20 protein-coding genes and 1 tRNA gene are annotated in these 19,129 nt (G+C 66.2%); 12 read left to right on the top strand and 9 right to left on the bottom strand.

Annotation, left to right across the window (positions count from 1 at the left end; all coding sequences use genetic code 11):
- Nucleotides 1-138: 138 nt before the first annotated feature.
- Genes ampD through PQB87_RS03075 form a run of 3 tightly spaced genes read right to left on the bottom strand, consistent with a single transcriptional unit; the run spans nucleotide 139 to nucleotide 1,953 of the window.
- Entirely contained in the window at nucleotides 139-729 is a 591-nt protein-coding gene (gene ampD, locus PQB87_RS03085) for a 1,6-anhydro-N-acetylmuramyl-L-alanine amidase AmpD (protein WP_021161899.1), read from the bottom strand.
- Complete coding sequence (locus PQB87_RS03080) at nucleotides 726-1,046, bottom strand: PP0621 family protein (RefSeq protein WP_111941435.1); 321 nt, start codon at nucleotides 1,044-1,046, stop codon at nucleotides 726-728. The genes ampD and PQB87_RS03080 overlap by 4 nt, the downstream gene beginning before the upstream one ends.
- 13 nt (nucleotides 1,047-1,059) lie before the next feature.
- The gene (locus PQB87_RS03075; protein ID WP_027788432.1) at nucleotides 1,060-1,953 is read right to left on the bottom strand and encodes a cytochrome C assembly family protein; all 894 of its coding nucleotides are present in this window, start codon (nucleotides 1,951-1,953) and stop codon (nucleotides 1,060-1,062) included.
- Nucleotides 1,954-2,042: 89 nt separating this feature from the next.
- On the opposite strand from PQB87_RS03075, the gene ffh reads away from it, so the two are divergent.
- Nucleotides 2,043-3,410, top strand: coding sequence for a signal recognition particle protein (gene ffh / locus PQB87_RS03070; protein WP_021159890.1), 1,368 nt, complete (start codon nucleotides 2,043-2,045; stop codon nucleotides 3,408-3,410).
- Nucleotides 3,411-3,504: 94 nt separating this feature from the next.
- Nucleotides 3,505-4,056, top strand: a complete 552-nt coding sequence (locus PQB87_RS03065; protein ID WP_060274616.1) for a hypoxanthine-guanine phosphoribosyltransferase — start codon at nucleotides 3,505-3,507, stop codon at nucleotides 4,054-4,056.
- An 86-nt stretch (nucleotides 4,057-4,142) separates the two neighbouring features.
- On the opposite strand, the gene PQB87_RS03060 is transcribed toward PQB87_RS03065, so the two are convergent.
- Both PQB87_RS03060 and PQB87_RS03055 read right to left on the bottom strand, forming a co-directional pair.
- Nucleotides 4,143-4,745, bottom strand: a complete 603-nt coding sequence (locus PQB87_RS03060) for a MarC family protein (protein ID WP_009688453.1) — start codon at nucleotides 4,743-4,745, stop codon at nucleotides 4,143-4,145.
- A gap of 21 nt (nucleotides 4,746-4,766) precedes the next feature.
- Nucleotides 4,767-6,503 (bottom strand): proline--tRNA ligase, encoded by a 1,737-nt coding sequence (locus tag PQB87_RS03055; protein WP_059687192.1) that lies wholly within the window; start codon nucleotides 6,501-6,503, stop codon nucleotides 4,767-4,769.
- Between the two features lie 228 nt (nucleotides 6,504-6,731).
- Here PQB87_RS03055 and PQB87_RS03050 point away from each other — a divergent pair, with 228 nt between their 5' ends.
- Together PQB87_RS03050 and PQB87_RS03045 are read left to right on the top strand one after the other, a co-directional pair.
- Nucleotides 6,732-7,379, top strand: a complete 648-nt coding sequence (locus tag PQB87_RS03050) for an RNA pyrophosphohydrolase (protein WP_048026088.1) — start codon at nucleotides 6,732-6,734, stop codon at nucleotides 7,377-7,379.
- Nucleotides 7,380-7,392: 13 nt separating this feature from the next.
- Nucleotides 7,393-8,001 carry a CNP1-like family protein gene (locus tag PQB87_RS03045; RefSeq protein WP_034195819.1) on the top strand — a complete coding sequence of 203 codons (609 nt, stop codon included), beginning with the start codon at nucleotides 7,393-7,395 and terminating at the stop codon, nucleotides 7,999-8,001.
- Nucleotides 8,002-8,105: 104 nt separating this feature from the next.
- Here the strand turns inward: PQB87_RS03045 and proB are convergent, their stop codons facing one another.
- The 4 genes from proB to rplU form a co-directional block, all read right to left on the bottom strand.
- Nucleotides 8,106-9,224: a glutamate 5-kinase gene (gene proB, locus PQB87_RS03040; RefSeq protein ID WP_027788436.1), complete on the bottom strand. Its 1,119-nt coding sequence runs from the start codon at nucleotides 9,222-9,224 to the stop codon at nucleotides 8,106-8,108.
- A 90-nt stretch (nucleotides 9,225-9,314) separates the two neighbouring features.
- Nucleotides 9,315-10,427 carry a GTPase ObgE gene (obgE, locus tag PQB87_RS03035; protein WP_059687193.1) on the bottom strand — a complete coding sequence of 371 codons (1,113 nt, stop codon included), beginning with the start codon at nucleotides 10,425-10,427 and terminating at the stop codon, nucleotides 9,315-9,317.
- Between the two features lie 188 nt (nucleotides 10,428-10,615).
- On the bottom strand, nucleotides 10,616-10,879 hold the full coding sequence (gene rpmA, locus PQB87_RS03030; RefSeq protein WP_006476999.1) for a 50S ribosomal protein L27: 264 nt from the start codon (nucleotides 10,877-10,879) through the stop codon (nucleotides 10,616-10,618).
- 24 nt (nucleotides 10,880-10,903) lie between these two features.
- Entirely contained in the window at nucleotides 10,904-11,215 is a 312-nt protein-coding gene (rplU, locus tag PQB87_RS03025; protein WP_006025184.1) for a 50S ribosomal protein L21, read from the bottom strand.
- 210 nt (nucleotides 11,216-11,425) lie between these two features.
- Here rplU and PQB87_RS03020 point away from each other — a divergent pair, with 210 nt between their 5' ends.
- The 8 genes from PQB87_RS03020 to zapD all read left to right on the top strand — a co-directional run bounded on the left by PQB87_RS03020 (nucleotide 11,426) and on the right by zapD (nucleotide 19,111).
- Entirely contained in the window at nucleotides 11,426-12,421 is a 996-nt protein-coding gene (locus PQB87_RS03020; RefSeq protein ID WP_059236288.1) for a polyprenyl synthetase family protein, read from the top strand.
- A gap of 177 nt (nucleotides 12,422-12,598) precedes the next feature.
- Nucleotides 12,599-12,675: transfer RNA gene (locus PQB87_RS03015), tRNA-Pro, on the top strand.
- A 142-nt stretch (nucleotides 12,676-12,817) separates the two neighbouring features.
- Nucleotides 12,818-14,110 carry an HlyC/CorC family transporter gene (locus PQB87_RS03010; RefSeq protein WP_021159896.1) on the top strand — a complete coding sequence of 431 codons (1,293 nt, stop codon included), beginning with the start codon at nucleotides 12,818-12,820 and terminating at the stop codon, nucleotides 14,108-14,110.
- Between the two features lie 83 nt (nucleotides 14,111-14,193).
- Nucleotides 14,194-15,471 carry a GspE/PulE family protein gene (locus tag PQB87_RS03005; protein WP_059687195.1) on the top strand — a complete coding sequence of 426 codons (1,278 nt, stop codon included), beginning with the start codon at nucleotides 14,194-14,196 and terminating at the stop codon, nucleotides 15,469-15,471.
- Nucleotides 15,468-16,679, top strand: a complete 1,212-nt coding sequence (locus PQB87_RS03000; protein WP_111941441.1) for a type II secretion system F family protein — start codon at nucleotides 15,468-15,470, stop codon at nucleotides 16,677-16,679. The genes PQB87_RS03005 and PQB87_RS03000 overlap by 4 nt, the downstream gene beginning before the upstream one ends.
- Nucleotides 16,680-16,724: 45 nt before the next feature.
- Nucleotides 16,725-17,636 carry a prepilin peptidase gene (locus PQB87_RS02995; protein WP_489242549.1) on the top strand — a complete coding sequence of 304 codons (912 nt, stop codon included), beginning with the start codon at nucleotides 16,725-16,727 and terminating at the stop codon, nucleotides 17,634-17,636.
- Nucleotide 17,637: 1 nt separating this feature from the next.
- Nucleotides 17,638-18,246, top strand: coding sequence for a dephospho-CoA kinase (gene coaE, locus PQB87_RS02990; RefSeq protein WP_489242547.1), 609 nt, complete (start codon nucleotides 17,638-17,640; stop codon nucleotides 18,244-18,246).
- A 109-nt stretch (nucleotides 18,247-18,355) separates the two neighbouring features.
- Nucleotides 18,356-19,111, top strand: coding sequence for a cell division protein ZapD (gene zapD / locus PQB87_RS02985; protein WP_489242546.1), 756 nt, complete (start codon nucleotides 18,356-18,358; stop codon nucleotides 19,109-19,111).
- Nucleotides 19,112-19,129 lie beyond the last annotated feature (18 nt).

Genomic DNA, 19,129 nt, shown 5'->3' with positions numbered 1-19,129 from the left:
AACTGGCACCAAGTATAGTGGACATTCGGAGGACGTCCAAACGGATAATTTGCGGTGGAGGTCTTGACATCGCTCACGCGCAGACACGACAAGGCATTGGTCGGAGAAAAAACTTTCTCCGGTCAAAAAACCCCGCGATCAGTGCTGACGGAAAGGAAAGTATTCGGCGGAAAACCCGGCATCGCTCGCGAAGCGTTGCCAATCGAAATGCGGGCCCGGGTCGGTCTTGCGGCCCGGCGCGACGTCCGAGTGCCCCGCGAATGCGTCGACCGGGTAGCGTGCGGCGAGCGCGCGGGAGAGTGCGGCGAGCGTCGCGTACTGCGCGTCGTCGAACGGCACGTCGTCCGCGCCCTCGAGCTCGATGCCGATGGAGAAGTCGTTGCAGCGCGGCCTGCCGAAGAATTCGGACGAGCCCGCGTGCCACGCGCGCTCGTCGCACGACACGAACTGCACGAGTTCGCCGCTGCGGCGGATCAGGAAGTGCGCGGACACGCGCACGCCGCGCAGGTGGCTCTGGTAATAGGGGTGCGCATCGCAGTCGAGGCGATTCAGGAACAGCGCCTCGATCGCGTCGCCGCCGAACTCGCCGGGCGGCAAGCTGATGTTGTGGACGACGACGAGCGTCGGCACCGCGCCTGCGGGCCGCACCTCGTAATTCGGCGACGGCGCGTGGCGCGCTTCACGCACCCAGCCGTGTGCGTCGACCGACAGTCGTGCTGCGTCGTTCATCGGGCGTCGTGGCCGCTCGCGCGTGCGCCGTGGCGCTGCGCGTGCTCGGTGCTGCAGAAGTATTCGCCGCCCGCGACGACGGCATCGCCCTTCGGCGCATGCACGCCGCATTCGGCGCAGCGCACCATCGGCTCGGGCAGCGAGCGAGCGGCGTCGCCGTTCGGCCGTGCAGCCCCGGGGCCACTGGTGCCGGGCGCGCCGTCGTAACCGGCGCCGCGGCCGGTGCGCGCCTGCGCGTGCTCCTGCGCCTGGCGCAGCTTGCGCGCGAGCCACGAACCCGCGAAGAAGAGAAGGATCAGGAGAAGAATCTGTCGCATCGGAAACCTGCGTTCAAACCACGGAACGGTGCAGCAGCACCTCGAAAACGAACCGGCTGCCGACATACGCGAGCAGCAGCGCGGCGAACGACACGAGCACCCAGCGCGCGGCACCGCGGCCACGCCAGCCCGACGTCTTGCGGGCGACCAGCAGGCCGCCGAACATCAGCCACGACAGGATCGCGAATACGGTCTTGTGGTCGAGCCGCAGCGCGCGCGCGTCGACCTGCTCGCTGAACAGGATGCCCGACGCGAGCGTCAGCGTGAGCAGCACGAAGCCGGCGCCGATCAGGCGGAACAGCAGCTTCTCGAGCGTGAGCAGCGGCGGCAGCGTCTCGAGCCAGCTCGCGATCCAGCCCGTCGAGCCGTCGCGTCCGCCGCTCCTCAGCGACTGCAGGCGCCGCTCGACCATCAGCATCAGGATCGCGTGCAGCGCGGCGATCGCAAACAGCCCGTACGCGATGTTCGCGATCAGGAAGTGCAGCTTGAACAGCGGCGCTGCGGCATAAGGAAGCACCCGCACGCCGCCGAACACGAGCGGCAGCAGCGACGCACCGCACGCGAGCGGCAGCACGAGCAGTCGCAGGCTGTCGAGCGGGAAGAAGAAGCTCTCGATCCAGTAGATGCCGGCGCCGAGCCAGAACATCGCGGACAGCGCGAACGCGAAGCCGAACACCATCGCGTCGTGCGGGAAGATGGTCGTATGGAGCAGCACGCCGTGCGCGACGAGCGCGGCGAACAGCAGCGCGCGGCCGGCCCCGCTCATCCCGGACGCGGCGGACGCGGGAACCGGCACGGCCGGCACGCTCGCGACGAGCGGCGTCGCGCCCTGGCGGTGCGTGCGCCAGCCTGCGACGGCAAGGCCGCCGTACAGGAATGCGGTGAGGGCATACAGTACAATATCCATGTTCGAAGTTTACACTAGGCCCCCTTCCCGCGACGGCTCCCTTTGTTCGGTTCCGCCGCGCCTTCGGGCCCCACTGTCCATCGCTCCCCATGCTCGACAATCTCACTCAACGGATGGCGCGCGTCGTCAAGACGCTGCGCGGCGAGGCCCGGCTTACCGAGGCGAACACGCAGGAGATGCTCCGCGAGGTGCGTCTCGCGCTGCTGGAGGCCGACGTTTCGCTGCCGGTCGTCCGCGAATTCATCGCCAAGGTCAAGGAAAAGGCGCTCGGCGAAGAAGTGATCAGCAGCCTGTCGCCGGGTCAGGCGCTCGTCGGCGTGGTCCAGAAGGAACTGACCGCCGTGATCGGCGGCGACTACGAAGGCAAGGCCGCCGAGCTGAACCTCGCGGTCACGCCGCCCGCGGTGATCCTGATGGCCGGCCTGCAGGGCGCGGGCAAGACCACGACCGCCGGCAAGCTCGCGAAGCTGCTGCGCGAGAAGTACAAGAAGAAGGTGCTGACCGTGTCGTGCGACGTGTATCGCCCGGCCGCAATCATGCAGCTGAAAACGGTGAGCGAACAGGTCGGCGCCGACTTCTTCCCGTCCACGCCGGACCAGAAGCCCGTCGACATCGCGGTCGCGGCCGTCGACTGGGCGAAGCGCCACTACCATGACGTGCTGATCGTCGATACGGCCGGCCGCCTCGGTATCGACGAGGCGATGATGCAGGAAATCGCCGCGCTGCACGGCACGCTGAAGCCGGCCGAAACGCTGTTCGTCGTCGACGCGATGCTCGGCCAGGACGCGGTCAATACCGCGAAGGCGTTCAACGACACGCTGCCGCTCACCGGCGTCGTGCTGACCAAGCTCGACGGTGATTCGCGCGGCGGCGCCGCGCTGTCGGTGCGTCACGTCACGGGCAAGCCGATCAAGTTCGTCGGCGTGGCCGAGAAGCTCGACGGTCTCGAGGTGTTCCACCCCGACCGGATGGCAAACCGGATCCTCGGCATGGGCGACATCCTCGCCCTCGTCGAGGAGGCGCAGCGCGGCGTCGACGTGCAGGCCGCGCAGAAGCTCGCCGACAAGGTCAAGAAAGGCGGCGACTTCGACCTGAACGATTTCCGCGCGCAGATCTCGCAGATGAAGAACATGGGCGGCCTGTCGTCGCTGATGGATAAGCTTCCGGCGCAGTTCCAGCAGGCGGCGGCCGGCGCCGACATGGGCCAGGCCGAGAAGTCGATCCGCCGGATGGAAGGCATCATCAGCTCGATGACGCCCGCCGAGCGCGCGAAACCCGAGATCATCAAGGCGACGCGCAAGCGCCGCATTGCAGCCGGCGCGGGCGTGCCGGTGCAGGAAGTCAACCGGATGCTGAACCAGTACGACCAGATGCGTACGATGATGAAGAAGCTGAAGGGCGGCAACATGCAGAAGATGATGCGCGGCCTGAAGGGCATGATGCCCGGCATGCGCTGATTCCGCCGATCGGCCGGCGCGCGGGTTTTTGCTGTAGCGCGCGCCGTCCGTTCTGCTTCATTCTTATTTGTATACCGACTGCCCGCCAGAACACATGAACCGCGAAGAAGCCCTCCACATTTTCAACCACTCCGAAGAGATCGTCTCGGCCGACGCCGTCAATGCGTCGATCTCCCGGATGGCCGACGCGATCCGCGCCGAGATCGGCGATGCGTTCCCGCTCGTTCTCTCGGTGATGGGCGGCGCCGCGGTGTTTACCGGGATGCTGCTGCCGCATCTCGATTTCCCGCTCGAATTCGACTACATCCACCTGACCCGCTACCGCAACACGACGCAGGGCAGCCCGGAAATGCACTGGCGCGTCGCGCCGCGCGAATCGGTGAAGGACCGGATCGTGCTCGTGCTCGACGACATCCTCGACGAAGGCGAGACGATGGCCGCGATCCGCGACCGCATCCTCGACATGGGCGCGAAGCGCTTCATGTCGGCCGTGCTGTGCGAGAAGACGCTCGCCAAGGCGAAACCGCTGCACCCCGACTTCTGCGGCTTCTCGGTGCCGGATCGCTACGTGTTCGGCTGCGGGATGGATGCGAAGGGCTACTGGCGCAACCTGCCGACGATCCGCGCGCTGACCACGAACGTCTGAGCGCCCCGCTCCGCACTATATAAATAGAAAGCGGCGCTCCGGTTTCCCGGAGCGCCGCTTTTTTTTGTGGGCACGCGCCGCGCCGCCTACAGCTGGTGCACGAATGCGCGGATGCCGCCCAGCATCATCTCGACCGAAATCGCGACGAGCACGAGGCCCATCAACCGCTCGAACGCCGCGACGGTCCGTTCGCCGATCCATTGCTGGATCCGCTCGGCCAGCACCAGCGTCACCGCGCAGACGATCATCGTGACCGTCAGCGCGCCGACCCACTCGAGCATCTTGCCGGGCCCCTGCGACGTCAGCAGCATCACCGTCGCGAGCGCCGACGGCCCGGCGAGCGCCGGAATCGCGAGCGGCACGATGAACGGCTCGCCGCCCGCGCGCGGATCGTTGCCGAGTGCGCCGTCCGGATGCGGGAAGATCATCCGCAGCGCGATCAGGAACAGCACGATCCCGCCGCCGAGCCGCAACGACAGGTCGGTGAGGCTCATCATCCGCAGGAAGCGGTCGCCGACCAGCATGAAGAACAGCAGGATCACGAACGCGATCCCCACTTCACGCAGGATCAGCTTCACGCGCCGCTCGCGCGGCACATCCCGCATGGCCGAAATGAACAGCGGGATGTTGCCGAGCGGATCGGTGATCAGCACCAGGAGCACGGTGGCCGACAGGAAGGTGTATTCCACCGCGTTCCCCGGTCGGTGCGCTTAGCGCGCGAGCGCGGCGCGGATCTTCTCCGCGACCGTCGCCGCAGCCGCGTCGGCCGGCAGCAGCGTCGCTTCGGCGTCGCGGCGGCCCTGATACTCGATCTTGCCTTCCTTCAGGCCGCGCTCGCCGATCACGAGACGATGCGGCACGCCGATCAGCTCCCAGTCGGCGAACATCACGCCCGGGCGCTCGCCGCGATCGTCGAGGATCACGTCGATGCCGGCCGCGGCGAGTTCCGCGTACAGCTTGTCGGCGGTCTCGCGCACCATGTCGCTGCGGTCATAGCCCATCGGGCACAGCACGACTTCGAACGGCGCGATCGATTCGGGCCAGATGATGCCGCGGTCGTCGAAGTTCTGCTCGATCGCCGCGCCGAGGATACGCGTGACGCCGACGCCGTAGCAGCCCATCAGCATCGGCTGCGGCTTGCCCGACTCGTCGAGGAACGTCGCGCCCATCGCTTCCGAATACTTGGTGCCGAGCTGGAACACGTGGCCGACCTCGATGCCGCGGCAGATGTCGATCACGCCCTTGCCGTCCGGCGACGGGTCGCCCTTCTTCACGTTGCGCACGTCGGCGACGTCCGGCTCGGGCAGGTCGCGGCCCCAGTTCACGCCGGCGATGTGATAGTCGACCTCGTTCGCACCGACGACGAAGTCGCTCATGTTCGCGACCGTGCGATCGGCGATCACCTTCACCGGCTTCTTGGTGCCGACCGGGCCGAGATAGCCCGGCGGCGTGCCGAACCACTCGACGATTTCCTGCTCGGTCGCGAAGCGGTGGTTCTTCAGGCCCGGCAGCTTCGACACCTTGATCTCGTTCAGGTCGTGGTCGCCGCGCAGCATCACGAGCCAGATGGTCGGCTCGGCGCCTTCGTTGTCGGTCGCGAGCACGATCGACTTGATCGTGCGCTCGAGCGGGATGGCCAGCAGTTCGGCGACGGCTTCGCACTTCGCCTTGCCCGGCGTCGCGACCTTCGCCATCGCCTCGGCCGGCGCCGCGCGTTCGGTGCTCAGCGGCAGCGCTTCGGCCGCCTCGACGTTCGCCGCGAACTCGGATGTCGGGCAGTACGCGATCGCGTCCTCACCGGTGTCGGCGATCACGTGGAATTCGTGCGAGAAGTTGCCGCCGATCGAGCCGCTGTCGGCCGCGACCGCACGGAACTCGAGGCCGAGGCGCGTGAAGATGCGCACGTACGCGTCGTACATCTTGCGATACGACTCGTTCAGGCCGGCCGCATCCTTGTCGAACGAGTACGCGTCCTTCATGATGAATTCGCGGCCGCGCATCACGCCGAAGCGCGGACGGATCTCGTCGCGAAACTTCGTCTGGATCTGGTAGAAGTTCACCGGCATCTGCCGGTAACTCTTGATCTGGTTGCGCGCGATGTCGGTGATGACTTCCTCGTGCGTCGGCCCGATCACGAAGTCGTTGTCCTTGCGGTCCTTGAAGCGCAGCAGCTCGGGGCCGTACTGTTCCCAGCGGCCCGACTCCTGCCACAGTTCGGCTGGTTGCACGGCCGGCATCAGCAGCTCGATGGCGCCCGCCCGGTTCATTTCCTCGCGCACGATCGCCTCGACCTTGCGAATCGAACGCAGGCCGACTGGCAGGTAGTTATAGATGCCGCCGGCGACGCGACGGATCATGCCGGCGCGCACCATCAGCTTGTGGCTGACGATCTCTGCGTCGGCGGGTGCTTCTTTCAGGGTGCCGATAAAGAAACGGGAAGCTTTCATGCGGACGGTTCCAAAAACGGCGCCCCCAGGCGGGGCGCCCGAAAAAGTTTCAAGGTGAAAAAGCTGCGCGCGGCGAACAGCAATGGACGACGATGGCGCAGACGACGTAGCAGACTAATCAGGGACAATTCAGCCGGTGTACCCCGCGCGGATTCGCTCCGCTACGGTGCGCAGCGCCCGTTATCTGTTTATAATCAAAGCAATTTTAAAGGATTCGAAGGTGGTTGTATGCTGGATCGTGAAGGCTTTCGCCCGAACGTCGGCATCATCCTCTTGAACGCGCGCAACGAGGTGTTTTGGGGCAAGCGGCTCCGCGAGCATTCCTGGCAGTTTCCTCAAGGTGGGATCAAGTACGGCGAGACCCCCATGCAGGCGATGTACCGGGAGCTGCACGAGGAAACCGGCCTGCATCCGGAACACGTCAAGATAATCGGCCGCACTCGCGACTGGTTGCGTTATGAGGTGCCTGACAAGTTCATCAAACGCGAAGTACGCGGTCATTACCGCGGCCAGAAGCAGATCTGGTTCCTGCTGCGGATGGTCGGACGCGATTGCGACATTTGCTTGCGCGCGACCGACCACCCGGAGTTCGATGCGTGGCGCTGGAACGAGTACTGGGTGCCGCTCGATGCGGTGATCGAGTTCAAGCGGGATGTCTATCAGTTGGCGCTGACGGAACTGTCGCGCTTCCTGCGCCGCCCGGCGCAGCGAGCCGAGAAGCCGCGTGGGCCGCGTCTGTCGCGCTATCCGCGCGTCATTGGCGCACAGGCCCAGCAGACGCTGACGATTGTCGACGCATCGGTAGTCTGTTCGGAGATCGAAGTGGAAGCGAGCACGCTCGACGAGATGCCGCCCCACGTGATCGTCGGCAAATGACGAATCGAACTGCATGACCGGGCGCGACCTTGGTGTCGCGCCCTTTTTTTACGAGGAATGCATATTGAAAGCGATTGCTCTCGCGCTCGCATCGATTGCCGCGGTGGCCACGCTGGCAGGTTGCGCGAATTCGAAGACGCCGACCAACAAGGATGACAGCGAGTTCGTGTATCTGCTGGACCGCCAGGGAACCTGGAAGGAAAACACGGTCGACTCGCTGCCGCCGCTGCCGCAGGCGAGCGACCTGCTGCCGTTCAACGTATCGCAGAACACGCCGCTCAAGTTCTTCGTCGATGCGAAGTCGCTCGCGGTCGGCACCGACGGCGTCGTGCGCTACGCGGTCGTCGTCACGAGCCCGGCCGGTGCGCGCAACGTGAACTACGAGGGCATCCGCTGCGACACCTACGAATGGCGGCAGTATGCAGGCCTGAATTCGGACCACGACGGCTGGGATCGCACGGTCGAGAACGATTGGCAGCGCATCGAGAACGGCGAGCTGAATGCCTACCACTCGGCGCTGTATCAGGATTACTTCTGCGCGAACAAGATGCCGCAAGGCTCGACCCGGCAGATCCTGGAGAACATCCGGTTTCACCGTACCGCGATGAGCCAGTTGCGCTGATGGCGCGCGGCGCGCGGCGCCGCACTTTCTGCCGTCCGCTGCATGAAAAAGCCCGCATCACGCGGGCTTTTTCATTTGACGGCCTGAACCGGCACGGCAAATGATCACACCAGCACCAGATTGTCGCGATGGATCAGTTCGGGCTCCAGCATGTAGCCGAGCACGGATTCGATCTCGCCGCTCGGCTTGCGGTGAATCAGTTTCGTCTCCGCGCTGCTGTAGTTCGTGAGCCCGCGCGCCACTTCGCGCCCGTCGGGGCCGACACACGCGATGACTTCGCCACGCGCGAACGCACCCTGTACGTCGATCACGCCGATCGGCAGCAGGCTCTTGCCGCCGGCCGTCAGTTTCTCGACCGCGCCCGCATCGATCACGACATGGCCGCGCACCTGCAGGTGGTCGGCCATCCACTGCTTGCGTGCCGCCATCCGCGCAGTACGTGCGATCAGCTGCGTGCCGATCGCCTCGCCGGCCGCCAGACGCACGAGCACGTCGGACTCCCGGCCGCTCGCGATCACCGTATTTGCACCGCTGTGCGCCGCGCGCTTCGCCGCGAGGATCTTCGTCAGCATCCCGCCGCGGCCAAGGCTCGAGCCCGCACCGCCCGCCATCGCCTCGAGTTCCGGCGCGCCCGCATTCGCTTCCGCGACGAGCGTCGCGTTCGGATCCTTGCGCGGATCGGCCGTAAACAGCCCCGACTGATCGGTCAGGATGATCAGCGCATCGCCTTCGATCAGGTTTGCAACGAGCGCGCCGAGCGTGTCGTTGTCGCCGAACTTGATTTCATCGGTGACGACCGTGTCGTTCTCGTTGATGATCGGCACGACGCCGAGCCGCAACAGCGTCAGCAGCGTCGATCGCGCATTCAGGTAGCGCTCGCGATCCGCCAGGTCGGCATGCGTCAGCAGGATCTGCGCGGTGCGGATGTCGTGCTCGGTGAAGCGGCTCTCGTAGACCTGCGCAAGCCCCATCTGGCCGACCGCGGCCGCCGCCTGCAACTCGTCGATTTCCCGCGGCCGCTTGCTCCAGCCGAGCCGCTGCATCCCTTCGGCGATCGCGCCCGAGCTGACGAGCACGACTTCCTTGCCCTGGGCGCGCAGCGCGGCGATCTGGGCCGCCCAGCGGCCGATTGCAGCATGATCGAGCCCCTTGCCGTCGTTGGTCACGAGGCTGGAGCCCACCTTCACCACCAATCGCTTCGAATCCGCGATGATCGAACGCATCCTGCACTGTCTCCTGTATCTGATGCCTGCCCGGCCGGGCGCGATTGAGCGCCGACGCCGGGCGGCACACCCAGCGCGCTCCGGAACCACTCAGTCGTCGTCGCCCGGCGCGGCCTCGCCCTTCGCAGGCGGCGCGTCGCGGAAACGCACGTCCGCTGCGAGATCTTCCGCCTCCGCCGCGCGATGCGCGTCCGAATGTTCGGAGAGGTAGTCGTAGATCGCGTAGCACAGTGCTTCACAGCCCTGGCCCGTCAGTGCCGAAATCTCAAACACCGGGCCGTCCCACTCGAAGCGCTCGAGGAAATCCGCGACGCGCGCCTTGCGCTCGTCTTCCGGCACCATGTCGAGCTTGTTGAGCACGAGCCAGCGCGGCTTCTCGTAGAGCGCCTCGTCGTATTTGCGCAGCTCGCCGACGATCGCCGTCGCTTCGGCAACCGGATCGACGCTTTCGTCGAACGGCGCGAGATCGACCAGATGCAGCAGCACGCCGGTGCGCTGCAGGTGGCGCAGGAACTGATGGCCGAGGCCCGCGCCTTCGGCGGCACCCTCGATCAGCCCCGGGATGTCGGCGATCACGAAGCTCTTGCTCGGGCCGACCCGCACCACGCCGAGATTCGGCGCAAGCGTCGTGAACGGGTAGTCGGCGATCTTCGGCCGCGCATTCGACACCGACGAGATGAACGTCGACTTGCCTGCGTTCGGCATGCCGAGCAGGCCGACATCGGCGAGCACCTTCAGCTCGAGCTTCAGCATGCGACGTTCGCCGGGCTTGCCGTCCGTCTTCTGGCGCGGCGCGCGGTTCGTGCTCGACTTGAAATGCAGGTTGCCGAGCCCGCCGGCACCGCCCTGCGCAAGCATCACCTGCTGGTCATGCTCGGTCAGGTCGGCGATCAGCTCGCCGGTATCCATGTCGCTGATGATCGTGCCGACCGGCATGCGCAGCGTGACGTCGTCGCCACCCTTGCCGTAGCAATCCGAGCCTCGCCCGTTTTCGCCGTTGCGCGCCAGATGCTTCTTCGCGTAACGGTAGTCGATCAGCGTGTTGATGTTGCGGTCGGCGATCGCGTACACGCTACCGCCCCGACCGCCGTCGCCGCCGTCCGGCCCGCCGAACGGGACGAATTTCTCGCGGCGCATCGACGCACTGCCATCGCCTCCGTCGCCGGCGATGACTTCGATTCGTGCTTCGTCAATGAACTTCATTCGTCACTCCGCCCAGTATTTCCGCTATTGTGCCGCGCGCCGGCACGCTTGAACAATCTGCCGTTCGGCCGATCGTACGCCGGTTGCGCAACGGTCGCCGGAACGCGCATGCGCCCGGCGGCCAAATAAAAAAAGGCCCCGCGAAGACTGCGGGGCCTTTCGGCTACGAAGCCCGTGGGTGCCTGAACTTAGGCAGCCGCCGGGACGACGATGACCAGATGCTTCTTGTCCGCGCCCTTCGTCGCGAACTTGACGTGACCGTCGACCAGCGCGAACAGGGTGTGATCCTTGCCCATGCCGACGTTCTCGCCTGCGTGCATGCGCGTACCGCGCTGACGCACGATGATGCCGCCGGCATTGATTGCCTGGCCGCCGTACACTTTCACGCCGAGACGTTTCGACTCGGAGTCGCGGCCGTTCCGGGAAGAGCCGCCTGCCTTTTTGTGTGCCATCTGATTGCTCCTTTACCGAGGCGCTTACGCGTTGATCGCGTCGATGCGCAGCTCAGTGTAGTTCTGGCGGTGGCCGCCGTGCTTTTGGTAGTGCTTCCGGCGACGCATCTTGAAGATGGTGACCTTGGCATGACGACCGTGCGACACAACGGTGGCCTTGACGGAAGCCCCACTGACCAGCGGCGTACCGAACTTAATCGATTCGCCTTCGCCCACTGCGAGAACCTGGTCGAGCGTGATTTCAGCGTCAATGTCAGCCGGTATCTGTTCTACTTTGAGTTTTTCGCCAACGGCAACCTTGTACTGCTTGCCGCCGGTTTTTATGACCGCGTACATTGAGAACCTCACTCTGGATCCAATTTTTCCGCACACCACGCGCGGAAAACACGTGATTATACATGGGGTTAGCACCGAAGTCAAAACCGATCGACGATTGCCACGCGCGGGCCTCGGCCGAACGGCCAAATTCGCGGCTGCGGCACGTGTGACAGACCGGGATATCTCGGATTCGACTTATAATCCGCGGCATCACCCAATTCCATCATCATGTCGTCGTCCACCGCCTCCCCCACCCTCAGCGCCGCCCACCTGCTCGCTCCGATCACCAGCGACATGGAGCAGGTGAATCGCGTTATCCGGCAAAGCCTCGCGTCCGACGTGCTGTTGATCAACCAGATCGCCGAGTACATCATCGGCGCGGGCGGCAAGCGGCTGCGCCCGGCGTTGCTGCTGCTCGTCGCCGGTGCACTCGGCGAGACGTCGCACCAGCGGCACGTGCTGGCCGCCGTCGTCGAGTTCATCCACACGGCCACGCTGCTGCACGACGACGTCGTCGACGAATCCGAGCTGCGCCGCGGCCGCCAGACCGCCAATGCGCTGTTCGGCAACGCGGCGAGCGTGCTGGTAGGCGACTACCTCTATTCGCGCTCGTTCGAGATGATGGTCGGCGTCGGCAAGATGCGCGTGATGGAGATCCTGTCCGAAGCAACGACGATCATTTCCGAAGGCGAGGTGCTGCAGCTCCTCAACATGCACGACGCGGACGTCGACGAAACGCGCTACATGCAGGTGATCCGCTACAAGACGGCCAAGCTGTTCGAGGCATCGGCACGCCTGGGCGCGGTGCTCGCGGGCGCCGATGCGCCGACCGAGGCCGCCGCCGCCGAATACGGCCGCCGGATCGGCACCGCATTCCAGATCATGGACGACTGGCTCGACTACGCGGGCACCGTCGAGGCAATGGGCAAGAATGCCGGCGACGACCTCCGCGAAGGCAAGCCGACGCTGCCGCTCATCTATCTGATCGAGCGCGGCACGCCCGAGCAGGCAGCGCTGGCACGCGAGGCGATCGAACAGGGCGGCACCGATCGCTTCGACACGATTTTCGAAGCGATCACGCGCTCGGGCGCACTGGATCACACGCTCGAATGCGCGCGCCAGGAAGCGCAGGCGGCAGCGGCCGCGATCGCCGCATTCCCCGATTCGATCTACAAGGAGAGCCTGCTCGCGCTGTGCTCTTACTCGACGTCGCGGCAGTCCTGATTGCATGTCATGTGTCGCCGCCACGGCTGCGACACATGTTCGACACGGGAAAATCACCTGTCTCGAAAAATTTTTTCTCCAAGGGCTTCCCTTCTTGAAGAAACGTCGTTATAGTTATGTTCTTGCTTGACGACGCAGCGGTCTTGAAGAAGACGGCGAAATCGGAAGAGTACAAATCGGGGTGTAGCTTAGCCTGGTAGAGCGCTACGTTCGGGACGTAGAGGCCGGAGGTTCGAATCCTCTCACCCCGACCAGATTTTGAAAAAACCGTGCACCCTGTGCACGGTTTTTTTTCGTCCGGCCGCCGCGGCCCCCTCGTGTCGCGCACGACACATCACGGTCGCCGGCCTCTGCTATATTTCCCCCATCCCTGTCCTTCACTGCTCCTTCCAACGCGTGGACCAAATTCCCTTATGGGCGCAAATCGGCGCCGTCTTCCTGCTTCTCCTCTGTTCCAGCTTCTTTTCCATTTCCGAGACCGCGATGATGGCGCTCAATCGCCATCGGCTGAAGCATCTCGCCGGCCAAGGCGCGCTCGGTGCGAAAACCACGCAGGGGCTGCTGACGCGCACTGACCTGCTGCTCAGCGTGATCCTGATCGGCAACAACCTGTTCAACACGATCATCCCGGTCCTGACGACGTCGCTCGCGCTCCATACGTTCGGCCGCAACAATCTCGCGCTGTCGATCGCGACCGGCATCGTCGCGTTCCTGATCATCGTGTTCGCCGAAATCGCGCCGAAGATCGTCGGCGCGACCTTCCCCGAACGCATCGCACTGCCCGCGAGCCTCGTGATCGCGCCGCTGATGCGCGTGTTCAAGCCGGTCGTCTGGTTCGTCAACGCGCTCGCGAACGGCGTGCTGTGGGTGCTGCGCATCAACACGAAGAAGGGCCGCGACCAGCGGATGTCGGCCGACGAGCTGCGGGCCATCGTGCTCGAGTCGAGCAGTTTCATGCCGACCAAGCACCGTAGCATCCTGCTCAACCTGTTCGACCTCGAGAACATCACGGTCGACGACGTGATGGTGCCGCGCCGCCAGATCGAGTCGCTCAACTTCTACGCGCCGCTCGACGACGTCCTGCACCAGCTCGAAACCTGCTATCACAACCGGCTTGTCGTCTACGAAGGCGACATCGACAAGGTGCTCGGCGTGCTGCACGTCCGCAAGACGCTGACCGCGCTGCACAACCAGGAGTTCGACCGCGAGACGCTGCGCACGCTGCTGGCCGAGCCGTACTACGTGCCGTCGGGCACGCCGGTGGTCCAGCAGCTCCAGTTTTTCCAGGAAACGCGGCAGCGGACCGCGCTCGTCGTCAACGAGTACGGCGAACTCGAAGGGCTCGTCACGCCCGAAGACATCATCGAGGAGCTGATCGGCGAATTCACGACATCGATGCCGCGCAGCGAACGCGCGGGCGGCTGGGACGAGAACGGCGAATGCATCGTCTCGGCGAGCATGCCGCTGCGCGAACTGAATCGGTGGCTGCACCTGAAGCTGCCGACCGACGGGCCGAAGACGCTGAACGGGCTGGTCCTCGAAATCCTCGAGGAAATTCCTGAAGACGACGTGTGCCTGAAAATCGGCGACGTGATGCTCGAGGTGATGCGCAGCGACGATCAGGCCGTGCGCACCGTCAAGCTCTTCAAGCCGCGCGGCTCGCGCACCGCACGCGCCGCCGCGCGTTAGCCGAACGGCCGACTGCCGGCGCCGCCCGCGACGCGCGACCATCTGCTGGTCACGGTCAACTGGCGGCCAGCGTGCCGGCTCACATGCATTTCACTCCTCCCGGGGCGCCGCTGCGCACGCAGCCGCCGCCCGCTCATTCCGATGCAGCGCCCGTCACCGCACCGCGCGCGCTCGACGCGGCCCAGCTCGACGACGCGCCGGCTGTGCGGCTGCTGACGGACACGCTTCACGCAGCACGCGTGCGCGACGCATCCGACATCCACGTCGAACCGTTCGAAGCCGGCTGGCGCATCCGCCTGCGCATCGACGGCGTGCTGCACGAACATGCGCGGCCGCCTCTTCATCTGCGCGACGCGCTCGTCACGCGGATCAAGGTGCTCGCACGCATGGACATCGCCGAGCGACGGCTCCCGCAGGACGGCAGGCTGCGTATCGCGATCGACGGCGGTACGCGCGGCGACTACCGGGTCAGTTCGCTGCCGACGTTGTTCGGTGAAAAACTCGTGCTGCGGCGCCTCGAAACCCTGCCGACCGACCTCACGCTCGCCCGTCTCGGCTTCGACGCGCAACAGGCGGCCGCGATGGAAGCCGCGATACGCGCACCGCATGGCCTCGTGCTCGTCACGGGCCCGACCGGCAGCGGCAAGACGCTGTCGCTCTACTGCGCGCTGCAGATGCTCGATCGCGACGCGCACAACGTCTGCACGGTGGAGGATCCCGCCGAGATCCAGCTCGACGGCATCAGCCAGGTCGGCGTCGCCGAAAAGGCGGGGCTCACGTTCGCGACGGCACTGCGCGCGCTGCTGCGGCAGGATCCGGACATCATCATGGTCGGCGAGATTCGCGATGCGGAGACGGCCGACGTCGCGATCAAGGCCGCGCAGACCGGCCATCTTGTGCTGTCGACGCTGCACACGAACGACGCGCCGGCCGCCGTCGCGCGGCTGCTCGACATCGGGGTCGCCCCGTACAACCTCGCGGCCGCGCTGCACCTCGTCACCGCGCAGCGCCTCGTCCGGCGGCTGTGCACCGCCTGCCGCATGCACTCGGACGCACCGGTGCCCGTATTGCACGAAGCCGGCTGCGACCCGGCTGCTCTCGCCGCAGGATGGCGGCCGTTCGTCGCGCGAGGCTGTTCGGCCTGTCACGGCATCGGCTATCGCGGCCGTATCGGCCTGCATCAGACGATGCCGGTATCGCCCCGGCTGGCGGAACGCATCGTCGCCCGGGCAAGCGTCGGCGAACTCGCGCAATGCGCGGCGGCCGAAGGCGTGCGCAGTCTGCGCGACGCGGCGTTCGCGCGTGTCCGGGACGGCACGACGAGCATCGCGGAGGCCATCGCCGCGACACCTGCTGCATGAGCATGCGCACAACGCCGCGCGAAAGTCGCTTCGCATGGCGCGGCCGCCATCGCGACGGCACACCACGCCGCGGGATCATCATCGCGTTCGACGCCGCGAGTGCACGCGCCGCGCTCGCACGCGACGGCATCGCAGTCCTGTCGCTCGACATCCGCGGGCCGGCCCGGCCGCCAACGGCCGGCACGCGGGACGTCACGCGCTTCACGCGCCAGCTCGCGAGCCTCCTGCAGGCCGGGTTGCCGCTCGCGCCGTCGCTCGAGATGCTCGCGCGCACGCGGCCACGCGACGGCCTGCCGCGCATCGCCGCCGGTCTCGCCCGCGAGATCGTCGGTGGCCATCGCTTCGCCGATGCACTCGCACGCTATCCGGCGCAGTTCGGCACACTGTATCGCCAGCTGATCGAGGTCGGCGAAGCGTCAGGCTCGCTCGGCGTCGTGCTGACACGGGTCGCGGAGTACCGCGAGCGCACCGACGCGCAATGGCGCAAGCTGCGGGCCGCGCTTGCCTATCCGGCGGCCGTCATCCTGTTCGGGCTCGCGATCTCGGCCGCGTTGATGGTGTGGGTCGTACCGACGTTCCGCCAGATCTTCGACGGTTTCGGCGCCGCACTGCCGGCACCGACCCGTGCGCTGCTCGCGTTGTCCTCGGCACTGTCGGCGTGGGGCGGTGTGCTGGTTGCCGGTACGGCGGCAGCCGCGCTGGCCGCCGATCGCGCGCTACGGCTATCGGCACCGCTGCGCCACGCCGTCGCGCGGCGCCTGCTGCACGTCCCGCTCGCGGGGAGCGCGATGAGCCGGTTCGCGGCCGCGCGCTGGTGCCGATCGCTGGCGACGCTGCTCGGCGCCGGCGTGCCGCTCGCAGACGCCTTCGCCACGCTCGAACGCACGGCCGGCCATCCCGTGTTCGAGCGCGCCACCACCCACATCGCCGCCCACGTGCTGCGCGGCGCGCGTCTCGCGGACGCGATGCAGTCGGCCGGCTGCTTTCCGGACGACGTCGTGCAGCCGATCGCCGTCGCCGAGGAGACCGGTACGCTCGACACGATGCTCGCCGACATCGCCACGCTGTGCGAGCGCCAGCTCGACGCGCATCTCGACACGCTCGCCGCGCTCGGCGAACCGCTGATCGTGATCGTACTGGGCGCACTCGTCGGCGGCCTCGTGATCGCGATGTACCTGCCCATCCTTCAGCTCGGCAACGTGGTGTAGCATCGCAACCGATTCTGTCGCCTTTTAGCCCGAACCTTGAGCCTCATGACACCCGCGCCCCTGTACGCTGTTACCGATTCGCCCGAGAGCACGCTGCTCGCGCTGGCGATGCTGCCGCCCGCGCTGCAGTACGCGTTCGCGGTCGTCATCGGCCTGTGCGTCGGCAGCTTCCTGAACGTGGTCGTGCACCGGCTGCCCGTGATGATGCAGCGCGCATGGCAGGCCGAGATCGACGAAGCGACCGGCAACACGAGTGCCACTCCCGAAGACGGCTACCCGCCGCGCTACGATCTGTGGCACCCGCGCAGCACCTGCCCGCATTGCGGCCACGTGCTGCGTGCATGGGAAAACATCCCGCTCGTCAGCTACCTGATCCTGCGCGGGCGCTGCCGACGCTGCAGCCACGCGATCGGCATCCGTTATCCGCTCGTCGAGCTTGCGTGCGCGCTGCTCGCCGCCGGCTCGCTCGCGGCATTCGGCCCGACCGTCGCCGCGCTCGCCGCGTTCGTGCTGTGCGCCGCGCTGCTCGCGATGAGCGCGATCGATGTCCGGACCGGCTACCTGCCCGACTCGATGACGCTGCCGCTCCTCTGGGCCGGGCTCGTGCTGAACCTCGGCGGCACGTTCACATCGCTGCGCTCGGCCGTGATCGGGGCCATGGCCGGCTACCTGTTCCTGTGGTCGGTCTACTGGCTGTTCAAATGGCTGCGCGGCATCGAGGGCATCGGTTTCGGCGACCTGAAACTGCTCGCCGCGCTCGGCGCATGGATGGGCTGGGCCGCACTGCCGCAGGTCGTGCTGTTCGCCGCGGTGACGGGCGCGGTCGTCGGGCTCGTCGCGACCTGGCGCGGTCGCATGCGCTTCGAGGAGCCGATTCCGTTCGGCCCGTTCCTTGCGGCGGGCGGTGTTGCGACGCTGTTTTTCGGCACCCCTTTCTATTCGGCGCTCGGAGGCTGACATGTTCGCAATCGGACTCACCGGCGGCATCGGCAGCGGCAAGACGACCGTCGCCGACCTGTTCGCCGCCCGAGGCGCATCGCTGATCGATACCGATCTGATCGCCCATCGCATCACCGCGCCGGGCGGCCTCGCGATGCCCGCGATCGAACAGGCATTCGGCCGCGGCTTCGTTGCCGTCGACGGCTCGCTCGACCGCGCGCAGATGCGCGCACTGATCTTCAGCGACGACGACGCGCGTCGGCGCCTCGAAGCGATCACGCACCCGCTGATCCGGGCGGAGACCGATCGTGAGGCGCGCGAAGCGCAGGGCCCATACGTGATGTTCGTCGTGCCGCTGCTCGTCGAATCCGGCAACTGGAAGGCGCGCTGCGATCGCGTGCTCGTCGTCGACTGTCCGGTCGAAACGCAGATCGCACGCGTGATGCGGCGCAACGACTTCACGCGCGAGCAGGTCGAGGCGATCATCGCGCGGCAGGCGTCGCGCGAGGCCCGCCTCGCGGCGGCCGACGACATCATCGTCAACGACGCGACGACGCCCGATGCGCTCGCCGCGCAGGTCGATGCACTGCACCAACGCTATCTCGGGTTCGCGGCCGCCGCGCACTGAGCCTCGCGCGCGATCGTGATGGTGTACGAAATTGGCGCGTTGCTAGGGTAGAGCGTGGGCATTAGAATGTCCTGCATTGTTTCAATCCCTACCCAAGAGGCGAGCGCGCTTGATTCTTTACGAGTATCCGTTCAACGAGCGAATTCGCACGCTGTTGCGCCTCGAAGATCTCTTCGAGCGCTTCGCGTTCTTTTTGGCTCAGGAGGACCCGCGTGAACACCACGTCGCGCTGACGACGCTGTTCGAAATCGCCGAGGTAACGGGCCGCGCGGACCTGAAATCGGATCTGATGAAGGAGCTCGAACGTCAACGCCAGACGCTCGCCCCCTTTCGCGGCAATCCGGGCATCGAGCAGAACGCGCTCGAAGCCGTGCTCGGCGAAATCGAGCAGACGCTCGCGAATCTCGCGCAGATGCAGGGCAAGACCGGGCAGCACCTCGTCGACAACGAATGGCTCGCCAGCATCCGCAGCCGTGCGGTGATTCCGGGCGGCACGTGCAAGTTCGACCTGCCGTCGTACTACGCATGGCAGCAATGGCCCGCCGAGCAGCGGCGCCAGGACATCGCGAAATGGATCCTGCCGATGCTGCCGCTGCGCGATGCCACTGCGATCGTGCTGCGGCTCGCGCGCGAATCGGGTCAGGCGTCGAAGGTCATGGCGATGCAGGGCAGCTACCAGCAGATGCTGTCCGGCCGCACCTACCAGTTGATGCAGGTGCGCGTGGCACCGGAATTGCGCGTCATCCCCGAGGCAAGCGCCAACAAATACATGTTGTGGGTACGATTCACCATGCAGGACGGCGATGTGCGGCCGCGCGCGGTGGACATCGACGTGCCGTTCCATCTGACACTGTGCAATCTGTAACGGCCGCGTGCCGGATCG

It is taken from the genome of Burkholderia sp. KL41 (genome assembly GCF_057005415.2).
This window is presented reverse-complemented; position numbering and strand designations above follow the sequence as displayed.

Excerpts from the sequence above, each read along its gene's own strand:
- PQB87_RS03000 (WP_111941441.1), top strand. The coding sequence starts at position 15,468 with ATGAGCATGCGCACAACGCCGCGCGAAAGTCGCTTCGCATGGCGCGGC.
- rplU (WP_006025184.1), bottom strand. The coding sequence starts at position 11,215 with ATGTACGCGGTCATAAAAACCGGCGGCAAGCAGTACAAGGTTGCCGTT.
- ffh (WP_021159890.1), top strand. The coding sequence starts at position 2,043 with ATGCTCGACAATCTCACTCAACGGATGGCGCGCGTCGTCAAGACGCTG.
- PQB87_RS02995 (WP_489242549.1), top strand. The coding sequence starts at position 16,725 with ATGACACCCGCGCCCCTGTACGCTGTTACCGATTCGCCCGAGAGCACG.
- proB (WP_027788436.1), bottom strand. The coding sequence starts at position 9,224 with ATGCGTTCGATCATCGCGGATTCGAAGCGATTGGTGGTGAAGGTGGGC.
- PQB87_RS03075 (WP_027788432.1), bottom strand. The coding sequence starts at position 1,953 with ATGGATATTGTACTGTATGCCCTCACCGCATTCCTGTACGGCGGCCTT.
- coaE (WP_489242547.1), top strand. The coding sequence starts at position 17,638 with ATGTTCGCAATCGGACTCACCGGCGGCATCGGCAGCGGCAAGACGACC.
- PQB87_RS03050 (WP_048026088.1), top strand. The coding sequence starts at position 6,732 with ATGCTGGATCGTGAAGGCTTTCGCCCGAACGTCGGCATCATCCTCTTG.
- rpmA (WP_006476999.1), bottom strand. The coding sequence starts at position 10,879 with ATGGCACACAAAAAGGCAGGCGGCTCTTCCCGGAACGGCCGCGACTCC.
- PQB87_RS03005 (WP_059687195.1), top strand. The coding sequence starts at position 14,194 with ATGCATTTCACTCCTCCCGGGGCGCCGCTGCGCACGCAGCCGCCGCCC.
- PQB87_RS03020 (WP_059236288.1), top strand. The coding sequence starts at position 11,426 with ATGTCGTCGTCCACCGCCTCCCCCACCCTCAGCGCCGCCCACCTGCTC.
- PQB87_RS03065 (WP_060274616.1), top strand. The coding sequence starts at position 3,505 with ATGAACCGCGAAGAAGCCCTCCACATTTTCAACCACTCCGAAGAGATC.
- ampD (WP_021161899.1), bottom strand. The coding sequence starts at position 729 with ATGAACGACGCAGCACGACTGTCGGTCGACGCACACGGCTGGGTGCGT.
- PQB87_RS03080 (WP_111941435.1), bottom strand. The coding sequence starts at position 1,046 with ATGCGACAGATTCTTCTCCTGATCCTTCTCTTCTTCGCGGGTTCGTGG.
- obgE (WP_059687193.1), bottom strand. The coding sequence starts at position 10,427 with ATGAAGTTCATTGACGAAGCACGAATCGAAGTCATCGCCGGCGACGGA.
- PQB87_RS03055 (WP_059687192.1), bottom strand. The coding sequence starts at position 6,503 with ATGAAAGCTTCCCGTTTCTTTATCGGCACCCTGAAAGAAGCACCCGCC.
- PQB87_RS03045 (WP_034195819.1), top strand. The coding sequence starts at position 7,393 with ATGACCGGGCGCGACCTTGGTGTCGCGCCCTTTTTTTACGAGGAATGC.